16 protein-coding genes are annotated in these 16,060 nt (G+C 56.2%); 3 read left to right on the top strand and 13 right to left on the bottom strand.

Annotation, left to right across the window (positions count from 1 at the left end; genetic code table 11):
- The first annotated feature begins 201 nt into the window (after positions 1 to 201).
- Positions 202 to 960, top strand: a complete 759-nt coding sequence (kduD, locus tag CPJ18_RS00960; RefSeq protein ID WP_103656651.1) for a 2-dehydro-3-deoxy-D-gluconate 5-dehydrogenase KduD — start codon at positions 202 to 204, stop codon at positions 958 to 960.
- Between the two features lie 9 nt (positions 961 to 969).
- On the opposite strand, the gene CPJ18_RS00955 is transcribed toward kduD, so the two are convergent.
- From CPJ18_RS00955 to CPJ18_RS00945, 3 genes are all read right to left on the bottom strand, one after another.
- Entirely contained in the window at positions 970 to 1,899 is a 930-nt protein-coding gene (locus tag CPJ18_RS00955; protein ID WP_103656650.1) for a DMT family transporter, read from the bottom strand.
- Between the two features lie 157 nt (positions 1,900 to 2,056).
- On the bottom strand, positions 2,057 to 2,938 hold the full coding sequence (locus CPJ18_RS00950) for a LysR family transcriptional regulator (protein WP_103656649.1): 882 nt from the start codon (positions 2,936 to 2,938) through the stop codon (positions 2,057 to 2,059).
- A complete protein-coding gene (locus tag CPJ18_RS00945) occupies positions 2,935 to 3,249 on the bottom strand; it encodes a putative quinol monooxygenase (RefSeq protein WP_103656648.1) in 315 nt (104 codons plus the stop codon). The genes CPJ18_RS00950 and CPJ18_RS00945 overlap by 4 nt, the downstream gene beginning before the upstream one ends.
- A 130-nt stretch (positions 3,250 to 3,379) precedes the next feature.
- Between CPJ18_RS00945 and CPJ18_RS00940 the strand changes: the two genes are divergently transcribed.
- Positions 3,380 to 4,876: a CoA-acylating methylmalonate-semialdehyde dehydrogenase gene (locus CPJ18_RS00940; protein ID WP_103656647.1), complete on the top strand. Its 1,497-nt coding sequence runs from the start codon at positions 3,380 to 3,382 to the stop codon at positions 4,874 to 4,876.
- A gap of 57 nt (positions 4,877 to 4,933) precedes the next feature.
- On the opposite strand, the gene upp is transcribed toward CPJ18_RS00940, so the two are convergent.
- The 8 genes from upp to cyoA all read right to left on the bottom strand — a co-directional run bounded on the left by upp (position 4,934) and on the right by cyoA (position 13,136).
- Positions 4,934 to 5,563 (bottom strand): uracil phosphoribosyltransferase, encoded by a 630-nt coding sequence (upp, locus tag CPJ18_RS00935; protein WP_077102204.1) that lies wholly within the window; start codon positions 5,561 to 5,563, stop codon positions 4,934 to 4,936.
- 101 nt (positions 5,564 to 5,664) lie between these two features.
- Positions 5,665 to 6,654 (bottom strand): adenosine deaminase, encoded by a 990-nt coding sequence (locus CPJ18_RS00930; protein WP_103656646.1) that lies wholly within the window; start codon positions 6,652 to 6,654, stop codon positions 5,665 to 5,667.
- Positions 6,651 to 7,871 (bottom strand): phosphopentomutase, encoded by a 1,221-nt coding sequence (locus CPJ18_RS00925; RefSeq protein WP_103656645.1) that lies wholly within the window; start codon positions 7,869 to 7,871, stop codon positions 6,651 to 6,653. Before CPJ18_RS00925 ends, CPJ18_RS00930 begins: the two co-directional genes overlap by 4 nt.
- Positions 7,872 to 7,958: 87 nt before the next feature.
- Positions 7,959 to 8,738 carry an SURF1 family protein gene (locus CPJ18_RS00920; RefSeq protein WP_167397800.1) on the bottom strand — a complete coding sequence of 260 codons (780 nt, stop codon included), beginning with the start codon at positions 8,736 to 8,738 and terminating at the stop codon, positions 7,959 to 7,961.
- A 123-nt stretch (positions 8,739 to 8,861) separates the two neighbouring features.
- The gene (gene cyoD, locus CPJ18_RS00915; protein WP_077102196.1) at positions 8,862 to 9,278 is read right to left on the bottom strand and encodes a cytochrome o ubiquinol oxidase subunit IV; all 417 of its coding nucleotides are present in this window, start codon (positions 9,276 to 9,278) and stop codon (positions 8,862 to 8,864) included.
- Positions 9,278 to 9,904, bottom strand: a complete 627-nt coding sequence (gene cyoC / locus CPJ18_RS00910) for a cytochrome o ubiquinol oxidase subunit III (RefSeq protein WP_077102194.1) — start codon at positions 9,902 to 9,904, stop codon at positions 9,278 to 9,280. The genes cyoD and cyoC overlap by 1 nt, the downstream gene beginning before the upstream one ends.
- A gap of 4 nt (positions 9,905 to 9,908) precedes the next feature.
- Positions 9,909 to 11,912: a cytochrome o ubiquinol oxidase subunit I gene (gene cyoB, locus CPJ18_RS00905; RefSeq protein WP_077102192.1), complete on the bottom strand. Its 2,004-nt coding sequence runs from the start codon at positions 11,910 to 11,912 to the stop codon at positions 9,909 to 9,911.
- A 135-nt stretch (positions 11,913 to 12,047) separates the two neighbouring features.
- Positions 12,048 to 13,136, bottom strand: coding sequence for a ubiquinol oxidase subunit II (gene cyoA, locus CPJ18_RS00900; protein ID WP_077102358.1), 1,089 nt, complete (start codon positions 13,134 to 13,136; stop codon positions 12,048 to 12,050).
- A 316-nt stretch (positions 13,137 to 13,452) separates the two neighbouring features.
- Between cyoA and CPJ18_RS00895 the strand changes: the two genes are divergently transcribed.
- Positions 13,453 to 14,775 carry an MFS transporter gene (locus tag CPJ18_RS00895; RefSeq protein ID WP_077119672.1) on the top strand — a complete coding sequence of 441 codons (1,323 nt, stop codon included), beginning with the start codon at positions 13,453 to 13,455 and terminating at the stop codon, positions 14,773 to 14,775.
- A gap of 69 nt (positions 14,776 to 14,844) precedes the next feature.
- Here the strand turns inward: CPJ18_RS00895 and CPJ18_RS00890 are convergent, their stop codons facing one another.
- On the bottom strand, positions 14,845 to 15,453 hold the full coding sequence (locus CPJ18_RS00890) for a TadE/TadG family type IV pilus assembly protein (RefSeq protein WP_407026447.1): 609 nt from the start codon (positions 15,451 to 15,453) through the stop codon (positions 14,845 to 14,847).
- A complete protein-coding gene (locus CPJ18_RS00885; RefSeq protein ID WP_103656913.1) occupies positions 15,437 to 16,021 on the bottom strand; it encodes a TadE/TadG family type IV pilus assembly protein in 585 nt (194 codons plus the stop codon). The genes CPJ18_RS00890 and CPJ18_RS00885 overlap by 17 nt, the downstream gene beginning before the upstream one ends.
- Positions 16,022 to 16,060 lie beyond the last annotated feature (39 nt).

Below are 16,060 nucleotides of genomic sequence, written 5' to 3'. Positions count from 1 at the left end.
GTGATGCCGTCAAGGTGAAAGTTGTTTTTTCAGCCTATGAGTCGACCAAATGCGCATTATTTGAGCCAATTTACAAACTGCAGTTGCGCAGCACGTTGTCATAATATCATTTCATAAAGAGATACTATTTGTTTCTTGCCTGCTTGATGTGTCTGCGATAGAGGAGACAGACAGCGAGTTATTGATGGATGGAGACACGGAATGACGATTTCCTTCGACTTGACCGGCAAAACGGCCATCGTCACAGGTGCCAATACCGGCCTGGGACAGGGCATCGCCACAGCACTGGCAGGTGCGGGAGCAACCGTGGCACTTGTTGGGCGTTCGTCCATGGAGGAAACGGAAGCCGCGATTTCGGCCATGGGCGGACGAAGCTACAGCATCAAAGCCGACCTCTCATCCATTGCACCCGTTGGCGAAATCATCAGTGAAACCGTGCGCCTGTCCGGCCGCGCCGATATTCTCGTCAACAATGCGGGCATCATCAAACGCGCCGACTCGCTGGACTTTAGCGAGGCCGATTGGGATGCGGTGATGGACGTGAACCTGAAATCGGTTTTCTTTCTGAGCCAAGCATTTGCTCGTCATCTCGTGGCGGAAAACAAGCCGGGCAAGATCATCAACATCGCTTCGCTTCTGTCGTTTCAGGGCGGGATCCGCATTCCCTCCTACACCGCATCCAAGAGCGGTCTTGCCGGTCTTACCCGTCTTCTGGCTTGCGAATGGGCTGCCAAGGGCATCAACGTCAATGCCATCGCGCCCGGCTATTTCGACACCAACAATACGGAAGCCCTGCGCAACGACCCGGATCGCAACGCGGCAATCCTTGCGCGTATTCCCGCAGGCCATTGGGGCAAGCCGGAAGAGCTTGGCGGAGCGGCGGTGTTTCTTGCCTCCAGCGCTGCCGATTATATTCACGGCACCGTTCTGCCGGTCGATGGCGGCTGGCTGGCGCGTTGATCCGAAAGATCAGACGAGGTCATCCAGCGGTGGATTTGCGGATTTCGCCTGTCTGCGCTTAAGCGCGTTTTCCCGAAAGAAGATATAGAGGCCTGCCAGGACGATGAGGCCGGCCCCGACGACAATGCTCGACTGCGGAACATCGCCAAAGATCAGCCATCCGAACACCACCGCCCAGAGCAGCAGCGTATATTGCAAGGGTGCCACCGTTGCAGCATCGGCAAGCTTCAGCGCGCGGTTGACCAGCACGTGGGCCGTCATAGCGACAATGCCTAGCAGCGCCAGCAGCGAGAGGTCGAAGCCGGATTGCAGCGGCACCCAGCCCGCAGGTGTCACGGCAATGGCGACGATACCGGCAATTGCGGCCCCAACGATCTGCCAGAAGGCCAGAACCGTATCGGGCGTATTCCGCAGCTGACGCCCGGACAACATCATGAATGCAAAAGCCGCGCTGCCCAGAATGGAAAACAGAGCCGCTGACGTCAGCGATGCTGAGCTTGGTTTCAGCGCGATCAAGACGCCGACAAAACCAATCGCAATCGCCGTCCAGCGCCGCCAGCCAACCTTTTCGCCCAGCAGAAACGGCGATAGCGCCGCGACATAGATGGGGGCCGCCAGCCAATAGGTCATGACATCCGCCAAAGGCAGCGCCTTGACCGCAAAATAGAAACAGAAGAGTTCGGAGGTGGAGAAGAACACGCGGGCTGCCTGCAAGCCCGGACGCTCGACACGCACGACGTTGCTCAAGCCCGCTCTCCACAAAATCGGGGTCAGTACTATGATCGCCGCAACGCTGCGCACCAGCACCACTTGCCCCAGACTGTAAGTTGAGACCAGCCATTTGCCCATGGCGTCGTTCAACGCAAAGAGAAGCATGCCGAGCAGCATGACAGCCACCCCGAGACCCGTGGGTGAAAGCTGGCGAATGAAATTGGGCATTTTGTTTTTGAACTCCCTAGAAGCCCATGACTCCGCGAGGTCCTTTTCCGAGTCAAGCCCAAGGATGGTTCGATATGTATATGAGAGATGTCTATTCCAACGAAACTTATCTCATCGCATACGATGCAATCTGGCAGGTAGACTTCAGCCATATGAATTACAGAAACATCCGTCGCTCGCTGGATACGATATTCTGAAGAAACTGCACCACGGTTCTGACGCGCGCAAGTTGCCGTGCATTCTCATGAAAGGCCGTCCAGTAGGATCGGCGGATCGAAACCTGCGGCAAAACCTGCACGAGTTCCGGATGGCTGCGAGCGATATAATCATGCAAAATGCCAATGCCCGCACCGGAGCGCACCGCCTCCGTCTGGCCTATGGCACTGGAAATTTCGAAACTCGCATTCCAGTCCCGCATGATTTCGCCGGTGTAGTTGAGCGATGGCGAGAAGATCAGATCTTCGACATAACCGATACGGCGATGAAGTTTTAGCGCCTCAACGGTTCCAGGCGTTCCGTGCTGCGTCAGGTAGGATTTCGACGCATAGAGACCCAGCGAATAATCGGTTAGTTTAGAGAAAACCAGCCTGCCCTGCTCCGGTCTTTCAATCGTTATGGCAATATCTGCTTCACGCTGCGACAGCGAAAAAGAGCGTGGTACCGGAACGAGCTCGATCTTGAGTTCCGGGTGTAGCGACATCAATGCGCCAAGGCGCGGTGCCAGAAACGAAACGCCAAAACCGTCCGGGGCACCGATCCTCACGGTTCCGCTAATCGCGGCATCGCTGCGTCCGAGACTTGCCTGAACCGCAAGCATTTCGGCTTCCATATGTTCGGCCGATATCAGAAAGCGGCCACCATCTTCCGTCAACTCACAGCCGTTGGTGCGGCGGGTGAAAAGCCGGGTTTTGAGCGCCTCCTCCAGGGATGTCAGCCGTCGCGACAATGTGGCGTGGTTCAAGCCGAGACGTTTTGATGCAGCAAGGATTTGGCCCGTGCGCGCAACAGCAAGGAAGATACGGACGTCATCCCAATTCATGATTTGCTACGCAAAATCACGGGTTCGACGTCGATCAGCGTGAGCGACCTCACCATTGCCGCCGTAGCTGCCTTGTACTTGAGAAAATGCGGTGTTTGTAAGTGGGCTTCATATGCCGCGGAGTTGGCGTAAATCTCAAGGATACGAATTTTCTCCGGGCAATCCTTTATCGCCACCGCATTCAATGAGATCACGCCCTCTTCCATAGTGACCGAAGCCTCGATCTCCTCGGCAAGCAAATGGCGATAGGCATCTAGGTGAAGCGGATCGATTTCGATGTCCGCCATTCTGACGACAAGGTCTTGATACATCGATTTTCTCACTGTTTGGCGGTCCAGTTTTGGGCTTCAATTTACGCACAACGGCTTCTTATATCAGCTCATTGATTTGTATAAATTGAAGTGCGATGGTTCGCTATCAAAAAATCCCGGAGGAACATCCATGAAAGAAATCGGTCACTTCATCAACGGCAAGCATGTGGCGGGCACCAGCGGCCGCACATCCAATGTCTATAATCCGGCAACGGGCGAAGTGCAGGCAACGCTTTCACTGGCCAGCGACGCGGAAATTCTGGCCGCCGTTGAAAGCGCCAAGGCCGCGCAGCCGAAATGGGCAGCAACCAACCCGCAGCGCCGGGCGCGCGTGTTCTTCAAATTCGTGGATTTGCTGAACCAGAACATGGACGAGCTGGCGACACTACTTTCCAGCGAACACGGCAAGACGGTGGAAGATTCCAAGGGTGATATCATTCGCGGCCTTGAAGTCTGCGAGTTCGTTTGCGGCATTCCGCATCTGTCCAAGGGTGAATATACCGAAGGCGCCGGTCCCGCCATCGACATGTACTCCATCCGCCAGCCTGTCGGCATCGGCGCTGGCATTACGCCGTTCAACTTCCCCGGCATGATACCGATGTGGATGTTCGCGCCCGCGATTGCCTGCGGCAACGCCTTTATCCTGAAGCCATCCGAGCGTGATCCATCGCTACCGATCCGTCTGGCAGAACTGATGATCGAGGCCGGTCTTCCCGCAGGTATTCTCAACGTCATCAATGGCGACAAGAGTGCGGTTGACGGCATTCTGACCAACCCGGATATCGGTGCGATCTCGTTTGTCGGCTCCACGCCCATCGCACGCTATGTTTACGGCACAGCCGCCGCAAACGGCAAGCGTGCGCAGTGCTTCGGCGGCGCCAAGAACCACATGATTATCATGCCGGATGCCGATCTCGATCAGGCCGTCAGCGCCTTGATGGGTGCCGGCTACGGTTCGGCTGGCGAACGCTGCATGGCGGTGTCCGTTGCCGTTCCCGTGGGCGAAGAGACCGCCAACCGTCTCATCGAAAAGCTCATTCCACAGATCGAGGCACTGAAGATCGGCCCTTATACCGATGACAAGGCCGATATGGGTCCACTGATCACCAAGGAAGCGCAGACACGCGTGAGTGGCCTGATCGACAGTGGCGTTGAGCAAGGTGCAAAGCTTGTCGTTGACGGCCGCAATTTCAAGCTTCAGGGTTATGAAGACGGTTATTTCGTCGGCGGATGCCTGTTCGACAACGTGACCACCGACATGGATATTTACAAGCAGGAAATCTTTGGACCGGTTCTCTCGGTCGTTCGCGCCAAGAACTACGAAGAGGCGCTCGATCTGCCGATGAAGCACGAATATGGCAACGGCGTTGCGATCTTCACTCGCGATGGTGATGCGGCCCGCGATTTTGCCAGCCGCATCAATATCGGCATGATCGGCATCAACGTTCCGATCCCGGTTCCCTTGGCCTACCACTCCTTCGGCGGCTGGAAGGCATCGAGCTTCGGCGATCTCAACCAGCACGGCACAGATTCGATCAAGTTCTGGACGAAGACCAAGACGGTCACGGCACGCTGGCCTTCGGGCATCAAGAGCGGTGCTGAATTCGTCATGCCGACGATGAAGTAAGAGAGCTGTCTCTCTGATCATGCGCCCTCATCGCTGAGGGCGCATTTTTTGTGCGCGTTATTTTGTACCGTACATACGGTCGCCCGCGTCACCAAGTCCGGGCATGATATAGCCCTGTTCGTTCAGGTGGCTGTCGATCGAGGCCGTGAAGATCGGCACATCCGGGTGTGCTTCGCGGAAATTCTTGATGCCTTCAGGGGCGGCCAGCAGGCAGAGGAAGCGCATGTTCTTCGCGCCGCGTTCCTTCAACTTGTCGACGGCAGCGATGGAGGAGTTGCCGGTGGCCAACATCGGATCGACCACGATGATCAGGCGCGCATCGAGATTGTCGGGCGCCTTGAAGAAATATTCGACGGCCTCAAGGGTGTCGTGATCGCGGTAGACACCGATATGCGAGACGCGGGCGGAGGGCACGAGTTCCAGCATGCCTTCCAGCAGGCCGTTGCCAGCACGCAGGATGGAGGCAAAAACCAGTTTCTTGCCTTCCAGAACCGGCGCGTCGATGGTCTGCATCGGCGTTTCGATGGTTTCCATCGTCATTTCCAGATCGCGCGTGACCTCGTAACACAGCAGCGTCGAGATTTCCCGCAGCAGACGACGGAAACCGGCGGTCGAGGTTTCCTTCTTGCGCATGATGGTGAGTTTGTGCTGCACGAGGGGATGAGCGATAACGGTGACGCCGTCCATGAAGCTGGCCTTTTCTTTTATCTATGATGTCTCTGTATTTCACCGAATGCGCGGCTTTCGCAAGACCGGAAGCACATTTTGCACCTCCGTTCTCGCCCGATTTATGCCGTTGGAGACTGCGCATCCAGCTTAGTAACCAGCTTGGCGCGTGTGTCCTCATCCACGAATGCGGCCTCTAGCGCGGTGCGGGTCATGGCATTGATCTCCGCATCGCTGAACCCGAAGGCGTGGCGGGCAATCTCATATTCCTGCGCCAGCGATGTATGGAAGAACGGCGGATCATCGGAACTGATGCAGACGCGCACGCCCGCATCGCGGAGGCGCTTCAGCGGATGGCTTTCAAAATCCGGGTAGACGTTGAGCGCAATGTTGGAGCCGGGGCAGACTTCCAGCACCGTGCCGAGTTCGACCAGCCGCGCCACCACTACATCGTCTTCGATGGATCGCACGCCGTGGCCAATCCGCTGCGGTTTGACGAGATCGAGCGCATCCGTCACGCTGAACGCGCCACAGACTTCGCCCGCGTGAATGGTGAGCCCGAGCCCGGCATCACGGGCGATGTCAAAGGCGCGGGCGTAATCGGCCACACGACCCATGCGCTCTTCACCTGCCATGTTGAAGCCCGTGATCAGCGGGTGTTTGACGCGTGCTGCATATTCCGCAGCAGCAATAACGCTTTCGGGGCCGAAATGGCGCTCGCCGGTGACGATGATGCGCGCCTCGATGCCCGTCTTCTCCTTGGCCGCCGCAATGCCTGCGGCAATGCCGGAGAGATAGGCATCCGCGCTCAAACCGATACGGTCGCCATGGTCGGGCGAAATGATGAGTTCGCTGTAGATGGTGTTTTCACCGGCCAGTTCGGTCAGATAGGTCTCGGCTAGAAGGGCGTAGTCCTCCTCGGTCTTGAAGACCTGGGCCACGGCATCGTAGCAGCGAATGAATTCGGCAAAATCCGTCCAGATGTAAGCGCCATCGCGCAGGAAGCTGCTGCTGTCTATGCCGTATTTCCGGGCCTGTTGTGCCACCAACGCAGGCGGGGCGGCACCTTCCAGATGGCAATGGATTTCTGCCTTTAAGAGATGGGACGTCACAAGAAACTCCTGCCGTGGCGGCCAGTTGGGATGCCGAGATGGGACGCTATGCTTTCGCCGATATCGGCAAAAGAAGAGCGAATGCCGATATTGCGTTCGCGAATGCCGGGGCCAAAGGCCATGATCGGCACGCGCTCGCGGGTGTGGTCCGTGCCGCGCCATGTCGGGTCGCAGCCGTGGTCGGCAGTGAGAATGGCAATATCGCCCGGCTGCATCTTGCGGTGAATTTCCGGCAAGCGAGCGTCGAAAGCCTCAAGTGCTGCGGCATAACCCGCAACATCGCGGCGGTGTCCGTAGTTCATGTCGAAATCGACAAAATTGGTGAAGACGAGATCGCCGTTTTCAGCCTCGTCCATCGCCTGCAAGGTTGCATCCGTCAGCGCGTCATTGCCATTAGCCTTGATGACGCGGGAAATGCCCTGATGCGCATAGATATCGCCGATCTTGCCGATGGCCAGCACCTTGCGGTCCATCTCCACCAGACGATCAAGCAAAGTCGGCTCCGGCGGCAAAACGGAAAAATCGCGGCGATTGCCGGTTCGCTCAAAGGTGGCGACGGTTTCACCGGTGAAGGGACGGGCGATGACACGGCCGATATTCAGCGGATCGACCAGCTTGCGCACCGTCTGGCAAAAGGCGATCAGCCGCTCCAGCCCGAAATGCTCCTCATGTGCCGCGATCTGGAAAACTGAATCCGAGGACGTGTAACAGATGGGCTTGCCGGTTCGGATATGTTCCGCCCCGAAGCGGGCGATGATATCAGTCCCGGATGCGTGGCAATTGCCGAGAATGCCGGGAACCTCGCCGTGCTCACAAATGGCTTCAACCAGTTCGGGGGAAAAGGCATCGCCTTCAGTTGGGAAATAACCCCAATCGAAACGTACAGGGGTACCAGCGATTTCCCAATGACCTGATGGTGTGTCCTTGCCCTTGGAAACCTCATTGGCACAGCCATGGATGCCATAGATGCGTTCCGGCGGCTCTATGCCTGCGGGTGTCTCGCCGCTTGACAGTGTCGCAATGTTCAAAAGGCCAAGCGCCGACATGTTCGGCAATTTCAGCGGGCCTGAGCGCAGGCCTGCGCGATCTGCCGCACCGGCGGCGCAGAACTCGGCGATGTGGCCGAGCGTGTTCGAACCGAGATCGCCGTAATCTTCGGCATCCGGTGCGCCACCCACGCCAAAGGAATCGAGAACGAGAAGAAAGGCTCGTGCCATACGTCACCCAGAAAAAGCGCAGCCCAAACGGCCGCGATAACAAACGAGTGATATAATCATCGGGATGAAAAAGGTGAAACGCTTTCTTCAGGCACTGTCTTGATCGTCTGTCCTGGCTTTCTTTGGCGCATTGAGATTGCGCGTGACATACCAGCCAGCAGCTACCACCATGCCCGCCAGAATGTACCATGTGATGGCATAGGACAGATGGTTGTTGGGGAAGGTCAGCATCGTCTTGCCACCAACAGGAAAACCACCGGGATTGGGGGTTGCATCCGCGTCGACGTAGAACGGCGCAGCATTCTCGATACGTTTGGCCTGTGTGATTTCAGCAATATTGCGGGCATACCAGCGATTGTTCTGCGGATCGTTGGTGCGCAGGAAAAGGCCGCCCGTCTCAGGCGCACGCATCAATCCGACGATATCGACGCGGCCTTCGACCTCGCCTTCAGCGCGCGCGGAGGGTTCCCGCTTGTCCGTCGGGACAAAGCCACGGTTGACGATGATGGACGAACCGTCGTCCCGTTGCACCGGCGTCAGCACCCAGTAACCGGGGCCGAGATCTGACACGGTATAGACCTGAACCTCGTCTTGGTGGCGGAAAGTGCCAGACAGATGGACGCGGCGATATTCGTATTGCGATGGGTCGGTCAGCGTGGGCCACTCGCTTGCCGGAGGAGCCTCAACGGGCGCGGCATGGGCGCGCTCTTCGACATTGGCAATCAGTTCGCGCTTCCATGCCAGACGGTTGACCTGCCATGTGCCGAGCGCCAGCAGGCAGCCGGTCAACACAACAGTCATAAGGATGACGACGATGGCCGCAGGGCGGATGCCTTTGCGGGATGTGGTTTCATTTTGAATGATCATTGGAGCTTTCCCGCTCAACAGAAAACCCCATGAATCCGCTCTCCGATTCATGGGGTTTTCTGTCTCTCGGAGAAGAGCGGCCCGCTTATTGCGCGGGCCGCGATATCGTTGCAACGGTGCCGGTTACGGCATGTTGCGCATCTGCTCCATGGTCATGGTCGGCATCATGTTCTTGTTCATGTTGTACATGACCCAGAGCGAGCCGACGAGCGTGATCATGACCACGACGAGCGTGAACAGCAGCGACATGAAGGTCCAGCCGCCCTGCGACTTGGTGTTCATGTGCAGGAAGTAGATCATGTGCACGAAAACCTGGATGACACCGAAGATCATGATGACGATGACGGTGGTCGTGCGGTTGTCGATGACATCACCCATGACAAGCCAGAACGGAATTGCTGTCAGGATGACCGAGAGGATGAAGCCGATCATGTAACTCTTGAACGAGCCGTGATCTTCGCCGCTATCGTGGTGATGATCGTCGCCATGCGCGTGGGCATGGCCATGATCGTGGTTATGGTCGTGTGTGTTTGTACTCATCACAGAACTCCAACCAGATAGACAAAGGAAAAGACGCCGATCCAGATCACGTCGAGGAAGTGCCAGAACATGGACAGGCAGGTCAGGCGGCGCATGTTTTCAGGATGCAGGCCGAACTTCTTGACCTGTACCATGAGCGTTACCAGCCAGATGACACCGAAGGTGACGTGCAGGCCGTGGGTACCAACCAGCGCGAAGAAAGCCGACAGGAACGCCGAGCGCTGTGGCGTCGCACCTTCATGAATCAGGTGGTAGAACTCGTAGAGTTCCAAGCTCAAGAAGGCCAGACCAAACAGGCCGGTGATGGCGAGCCAGATCAGGGTCGTGTTGATGTTCTTCTTCTGCGCTTCCAGCATGGCAAAGCCATAGGTGATGGAAGAAAACAGCAGGAAGGCGGTGTTGATCGCCACCAGCTTCAGATCAAACAGATCCGCACCGGACGGGCCCGCTGCATAGCTGCGGCCGACAACGGCGTAAGTTGCAAAGAGCGTTGCGAAGATCAGGCAGTCGCTCATCAGATACAGCCAGAAACCGATAGATGTACCGTTTTCCGGGTGGTGGTCTTCCTTCAGATAGAAGACCGGCTTTTCTGCGCCATTGGCGCTCTGGGCAGGTGCTTGAGACATTCTGTTACGCCTGAGTTGCCAGCAGCTTCGTACGTTCTGCTTCGACTTCCGTCACATCCGATACCGGGATGTAATAGTCGCGATTGTAGTTGAAGGTGTGGGCAATGGAGACCGCAATAATCGCAACCAATGAGACGATTGCCAGCCACCAGATGTGCCACACCAGTGCGAAACCGAGGACGACGCTGATTGCGCTGATGATAACGCCCGTACCGGTGTTCTTCGGCATGTGGATGGGGATGAAGCCATCGACCGGACGTTCTGCATTGTGCTTCTTCATATGCGCCCAGGCATCGATTTCATGCACGACCGGCGTGAAAGCGAAGTTGTAGGCAGGAGGAGGCGAAGACGTGGACCATTCCAGCGTACGACCGCCATAGGGATCGCCGGTCACATCACGCAGCTGTTCGCGTCGCAGGAAGCTGACGATGAGCTGGATGACGAAGGATGCAATACCGAGGGCGATAAGGAATGCACCGAAGGCCGCGATGATGAACCATATCTGAAGCGACGTGTCCTCGAACTGGCTGAGACGACGCGTAATCCCCATCAGGCCGAGCACGTAAAGCGGCATGAAGGCGAAGTAGAAGCCAACGAACCAGAACCAGAAGGACATCTTACCCCAAAATGGGTCGAGACGGTAACCAAAGGCCTTCGGGAACCAGTAAGAGATACCAGCCAGAACACCGAATACCACGCCGCCGATAATCGTGTTGTGGAAGTGAGCGATCAGGAACAGCGAGTTGTGCAGCACGAAGTCAGCCGGGGGAACAGCGAGCAGAACGCCCGTCATGCCGCCGATGACGAAGGTGATCATGAAGCCCATGGCCCACAACATGGGCACATCGAAGGTGATGCGGCCCTTGTACATGGTGAACAGCCAGTTGAATATCTTCGCACCCGTCGGGATCGAGATGATCATGGTCGTTATACCGAAGAAGGCATTGACGCTGGCACCCGAACCCATGGTGAAGAAGTGGTGCAGCCAGACGACGTAAGCGAGAATGGTGATAACCACCGTCGCATAGACCATCGAAGCATAACCGAAGAGGCGCTTGTTCGAGAAGGTCGATACGATCTCGGAGAAGATGCCGAAGGCTGGCAGCACGAGAATGTAGACTTCCGGGTGACCCCAGATCCAGATGAGGTTGACATACATCATCGGGTTGCCGCCGAGATCGTTGGTGAAGAAGTTGGTACCAACGTAACGGTCAAGCGTAAGAAGTGCGAGCGTACCAGTCAGGATCGGGAACGAGGCCACGATCAGGATGTTGGAACACAGCGACGTCCAGACGAAGATCGGCAGGCGCATCAATGTCATGCCAGGAGCGCGCATCTTGATGATGGTCACGATCAGGTTGATACCCGAGAGCGTGGTTCCGACACCGGCGATCTGTAGACCCCAGATATAATAGTCGACGCCGACGCTCGGGCTTCCCTGAATGCCTGACAGCGGCGGATAAGCCAGCCAGCCCGTCTGCGCGTATTCACCGATGAACAGCGAGATCATGGTGATGATGGCACCGGCCGTCGTCATCCAGAACGAGAAATTGTTGAGGAACGGGAACGAGACGTCACGCGCACCGATCTGCAATGGAATGATGTAGTTCATCAAACCAGTGATCATCGGCATTGCCATGAAGAAGATCATGATCACGCCGTGGGCAGTGAAAATCTGGTCATAATGGTGGGGGTTCAGATAACCTTCAGAACCGCCCGAGGCAATGGCCTGCTGGAGGCGCATCATGATGGCGTCGGCAAACCCACGCAGCAGCATGATGAGAGCCAGAATGATGTACATGATACCGATCTTCTTGTGATCGATACTGGTGAACCATTCCTTCCAGAGATATCCCCAGAGCCGGAAGTAGGTCAGCGCGCCAAGCACGGCTGCGCCGCCAAGCGCCACAACCGCGAAGGTCACGATCAGAATGGGCTCATGGATGGGGATGGATTCCCACGTCAGTTTCCCGAAAAGGAACGACGTTTGATCGGTATTGACGACCATTTTAGCCTCTTGCGATTTTCGGAGTGCCGCTCGTCCACCGGGACGAACCGAACATTCCCACGTCATTGAATCTACGCACCGAAAAGACCGATGCGCTCAGAGCAGCGCGAACGAAGCGCCGCATAATCACTCTGTTCAGCCCGCGCTCTTGCCTGCCGATGGCAGTTGCGCCTTCGTATCTGGGAGAGCCGCAGGCTGGAATGTCTGACCTTCGATGGCTGCTGGCACGGACTGCGGACCCGACGCCATGCCATAGGGCGAAAGCGGTGTGCAGACCACGGAGTTCAGTGCCTTGGCGATATCGATGCCTTCCTTGCCGCCGCCGCCATTGGCGTCGATGTGCATCATGTCGCGCATGCAGAGCTTGTTGGGCTCCACACAACGGTTGAGAATGGCATCGTAAAGTTGCGGATCGACATTGGCGAAATACTGCACGGGCTCGCGTTCGCTCGGCTTGGCGAATTCGAGATATTCCATGCGGCCGAAGCCCTTGCCGCCATCCTTGGCCTTGGCAACCCACTGGTCGAAGCCTTCCTGGCTCAGACCATGAAACTTGAAGCGCATATGCGAGAAGCCAGGGCCGGAGAAGTTGGCCGAGAAGCCATCATAGACGCCCGGCTTGTTGATCACAGCGTGAAGCTTGGTCTGCATGCCGCCCATGGCGTAAATCTGACCGGCCAGCGCAGGAACGAAGAACGAGTTCATGGCCGTGGTACCGGTGATCTTGAAATTGATCGGCACATCGACGGGCGCTGCGAATTCATTGACGCTGCCGATGCCGAGTTCCGGGTAGAAGAACAGCCACTTCCAGTCCATGGCGACAACTTCGACCGTGATCGGCTTCATGTCGACCGTCACCTGACGGTTTTCATCGATACGCTCAATTGGCCGGTAAGGATCGAGACGGTGCGTCGCAATCCAGGTTACCGTGCCGAGCATGAGGATGATGGCGACCGGGGCCGACCAGATCACCATTTCAAGACGCGTGGAGTGGTGCCACTCCGGATCATAATCCTCCGCCTTGGCGGACGCACGGTACTTCCACGCAAAGAAGAGCGTAAGAGCAAGAACCGGAACGATGATGAGGAGCATCAGCACCGTGGAGGTGATGATGAGGTCTCGCTGCTGGACAGCAATGTCACCCGCGGGATTCATCACAACGAGATTGCAGCCGCTCAAAAGCAGAAGCGACGAGATGGCCAACAGGGCAGATGGAATTTTCATGAGCGTGCGCACGTTCTGGTACTCGTACTGTTTTTGGTAATGTCGCGTATAATTGTCAAACGTCATAAAGGACATGAGGTAGTTTGTCGCGGTGCAGCATAAACTTTAAACCGCGATCATTGCGGCAATCGGATTTGGAACCGAAAGGATGGGTGCGCCCCATTATCTCACACGATACGGTCTGGGCAAGCCCCTACGCACATTCTGTAATTGACGGGCTCAAACCCCTGTGTGACAATCCGCCGCATATGACGCAACGCAAGAGGAGGCGGGTGCGTTATGGATGAGGGCTCTGCCCTACGCAGGAGGGAATTTTATGAGTTATACCGACACGGCTTTTCCGCAACACAAAGGACCAACCGGTCAATCTCCGGCACCGGTAGCTGTCGATCCAGACCGCATCACGATTGCGGTCATTCTGGCCAGAATGACGGAGTTCTTCGACTTCTTCGTCTATGCCATCGCATCCGCGCTGGTTTTCCCTCACGTCTTTTTCTCCTTCGTTGATCCTCTTACCGCGACGCTCTATTCCTTCGCCGTATTTTCGCTGGCTTTCATCGCGAGACCGATCGGCTCCCTTTTGTTTCTGCAGATCGACCGTAGATTCGGCCGTGCTGTCAAATTAGCGACCGCTTTGTTCACGCTCTGTGGCTCCACCATGGCGATCAGCTTTCTACCATCCTACGCCGAAGCTGGAATGATTGCGCCCATCCTTCTCGCCGTCTTCCGCATCGGTCAGGGTATTGGCCTTGGCGGTGCCTGGGATGGACTTGTCTCGCTGCTTGCCATGAACGCGCCTGAAAAGCAGCGCGGCTGGTACGCCATGATGCCGCAGCTGGGTGCTGCCATGGGCTTTGGTCTTGCGAGCGCGTTCTTCATTATCTTCACGACACAGCTGTCGAACCCGGAATTTCTGGCTTGGGGCTGGCGCTTCCCGTTCTTCGTTGCACTGGCGCTTAATGTTCTGGCTCTGTTTGCGCGGCTGCGGATGATTATGACGCCAGAATTCCAGACGATGCTGCAACAGCATGAACTCGAGCCGAAGCCGATGTTTGAAATGCTGCGCAAGCAATCGCGGGTGGTGCTGACGGGTGCTTTCGTGCCATTGGCAAGCTTCGCCCTGTTTCACCTCGTTACGGTTTTTCCGCTCAGCTGGGTGTCGCTCAACACCGACCAGAAAGTTTCGGACTTCCTGTTCGTTCAATTCGTCAGCGCCATCATCGCAGGCGGTATGATCGTCGTTTCAGGCGTTCTCTCCGACAAGTTCGGCCGTCGCAAGCTGTTGGGCGCTGCGGCCGCAATGATTGCGGTTTTCAGCTTCATCGCGCCGGTTCTCCTGTCCTCGGGCGATATTGGTCGCTACCTGTTCGTGTTGATTGGTTTTGCTCTGCTGGGCTTATCCTTCGGCCAATCCGGTGGAGCACTGGCATCGCGTTTCAGCCGCGAATATCGCTATACCGGAGCGTCGCTCACGTCAGACATTTCCTGGCTGATTGGCGCTGGATTTGCTCCTCTGGTGGCGCTCGGCTTCTCGTCTAAATTCGGATTGTTCGCGGTCGGAATTTATCTTCTGTCCGGTGCAGTCTGCACGCTTGTCGCACTGTATTTCAGCCGTACGCTGGATATGCCTGCCGAATAAGATGAATTGAAACAACAGCGGCGCAGAATCACATTCGATTCTGCGCCGCTTTTTTGTTGTCAATCAGCGTCAGCAATCCGAGCAGGTAATCGGGTCTGCTTCGCGCTTGGCGAAATAATAATCCCGGCCAATGGTGATCGGCGTTATCTTTGACGACAAGCTCGACATGAACATCAGAAGCGTGTGAGGGATCGTCAGCTCCGCATGAACCAGAAACGCATTGGCCTGCTTCAGATTGTCGGGAATCTTCACGATCGAATTAACGGGATACGGCTGCTTATTGTCCTGATCCCATGACCAGCTGATCTTGGCGACCTTGTTGGCATCAACCTGTATCCCACTGATCTTCAAGGTAAGGCCAGTTGTTCCGTACGGCACGAAAATAGCCGCAGCCACGTCCTTCATGGTGTTGAGATAGGCTTTGTTGACGGTCTGCGGCTGTGACGTCAAATCCGCGATTGCGCCCGCTGCACGCGTCGCACGTTTATAGACGCTGAAACCGATCGTAAGCTCGAATGCTGTGATGTACAGCGACAGCAGGATCGGGAAAATAATGGCAAATTCTACAGCGCCTACGCCTCGACGGTCACCTTTCAGACGATTGAACGTTCCGCCAAGAGTGCGCAGGGCTCGCTTAATTTTTCTCATGGTCTGGGCGCGATCATTGATAGGCTTCATTGCGGAAAGCGTCCGTTGCGACAATCAGAAAATGAGATGGCATTGAGCCATCCTTGGGGCGGATTTTTGTGAGATAAGGCCTGACAAGATCGGTAATCACCTGCCAGCGATAATAGACGCGCAGCATGTTGATGGATGAGGGACCGCCAGGCGTGAACCCGAACGTCGAATCATCAAGATCGTAATATTGACCGTTCAGCGTCAACGGAATGGTTTTCGGAATATCGGCAAAGGTGTTGAAACGCCTCAGATCAACATAGAGTTTCTGCGGCGTCTTGATCTCGTCCTCCGAGCAGGTAATGAGGATCGATACCTCCGCGCAGAACTGCTTTCGGAATTCTTCTTTTGTGATGGTACTGGCTATCTGCCCTGTCCGCAGCTTGCGCGCCATGGTGTCTGTCGCATTCGTCACCAGTTGCTCGCCGACCAAGGCCAGAAAGGTTTCGATGATCGCAAACACGATCAGAAAATAAGGTATGGCCAGAATCGCGAACTCGATCGCTGCCGACCCATCACGGGAACGAATAAATCGGGCGGCCGGATTTGTTTTTGACAACAGTGATCGCATAGAGCTTTTTATCTTCATGATGAGCAAGCATGTCTGGCC

Origin of the sequence: Agrobacterium rosae (assembly GCF_002915175.1) — a bacterium.
Taxonomy (GTDB): Bacteria; Pseudomonadota; Alphaproteobacteria; order Rhizobiales; family Rhizobiaceae; genus Agrobacterium; species Agrobacterium rosae.
This window is presented reverse-complemented; position numbering and strand designations above follow the sequence as displayed.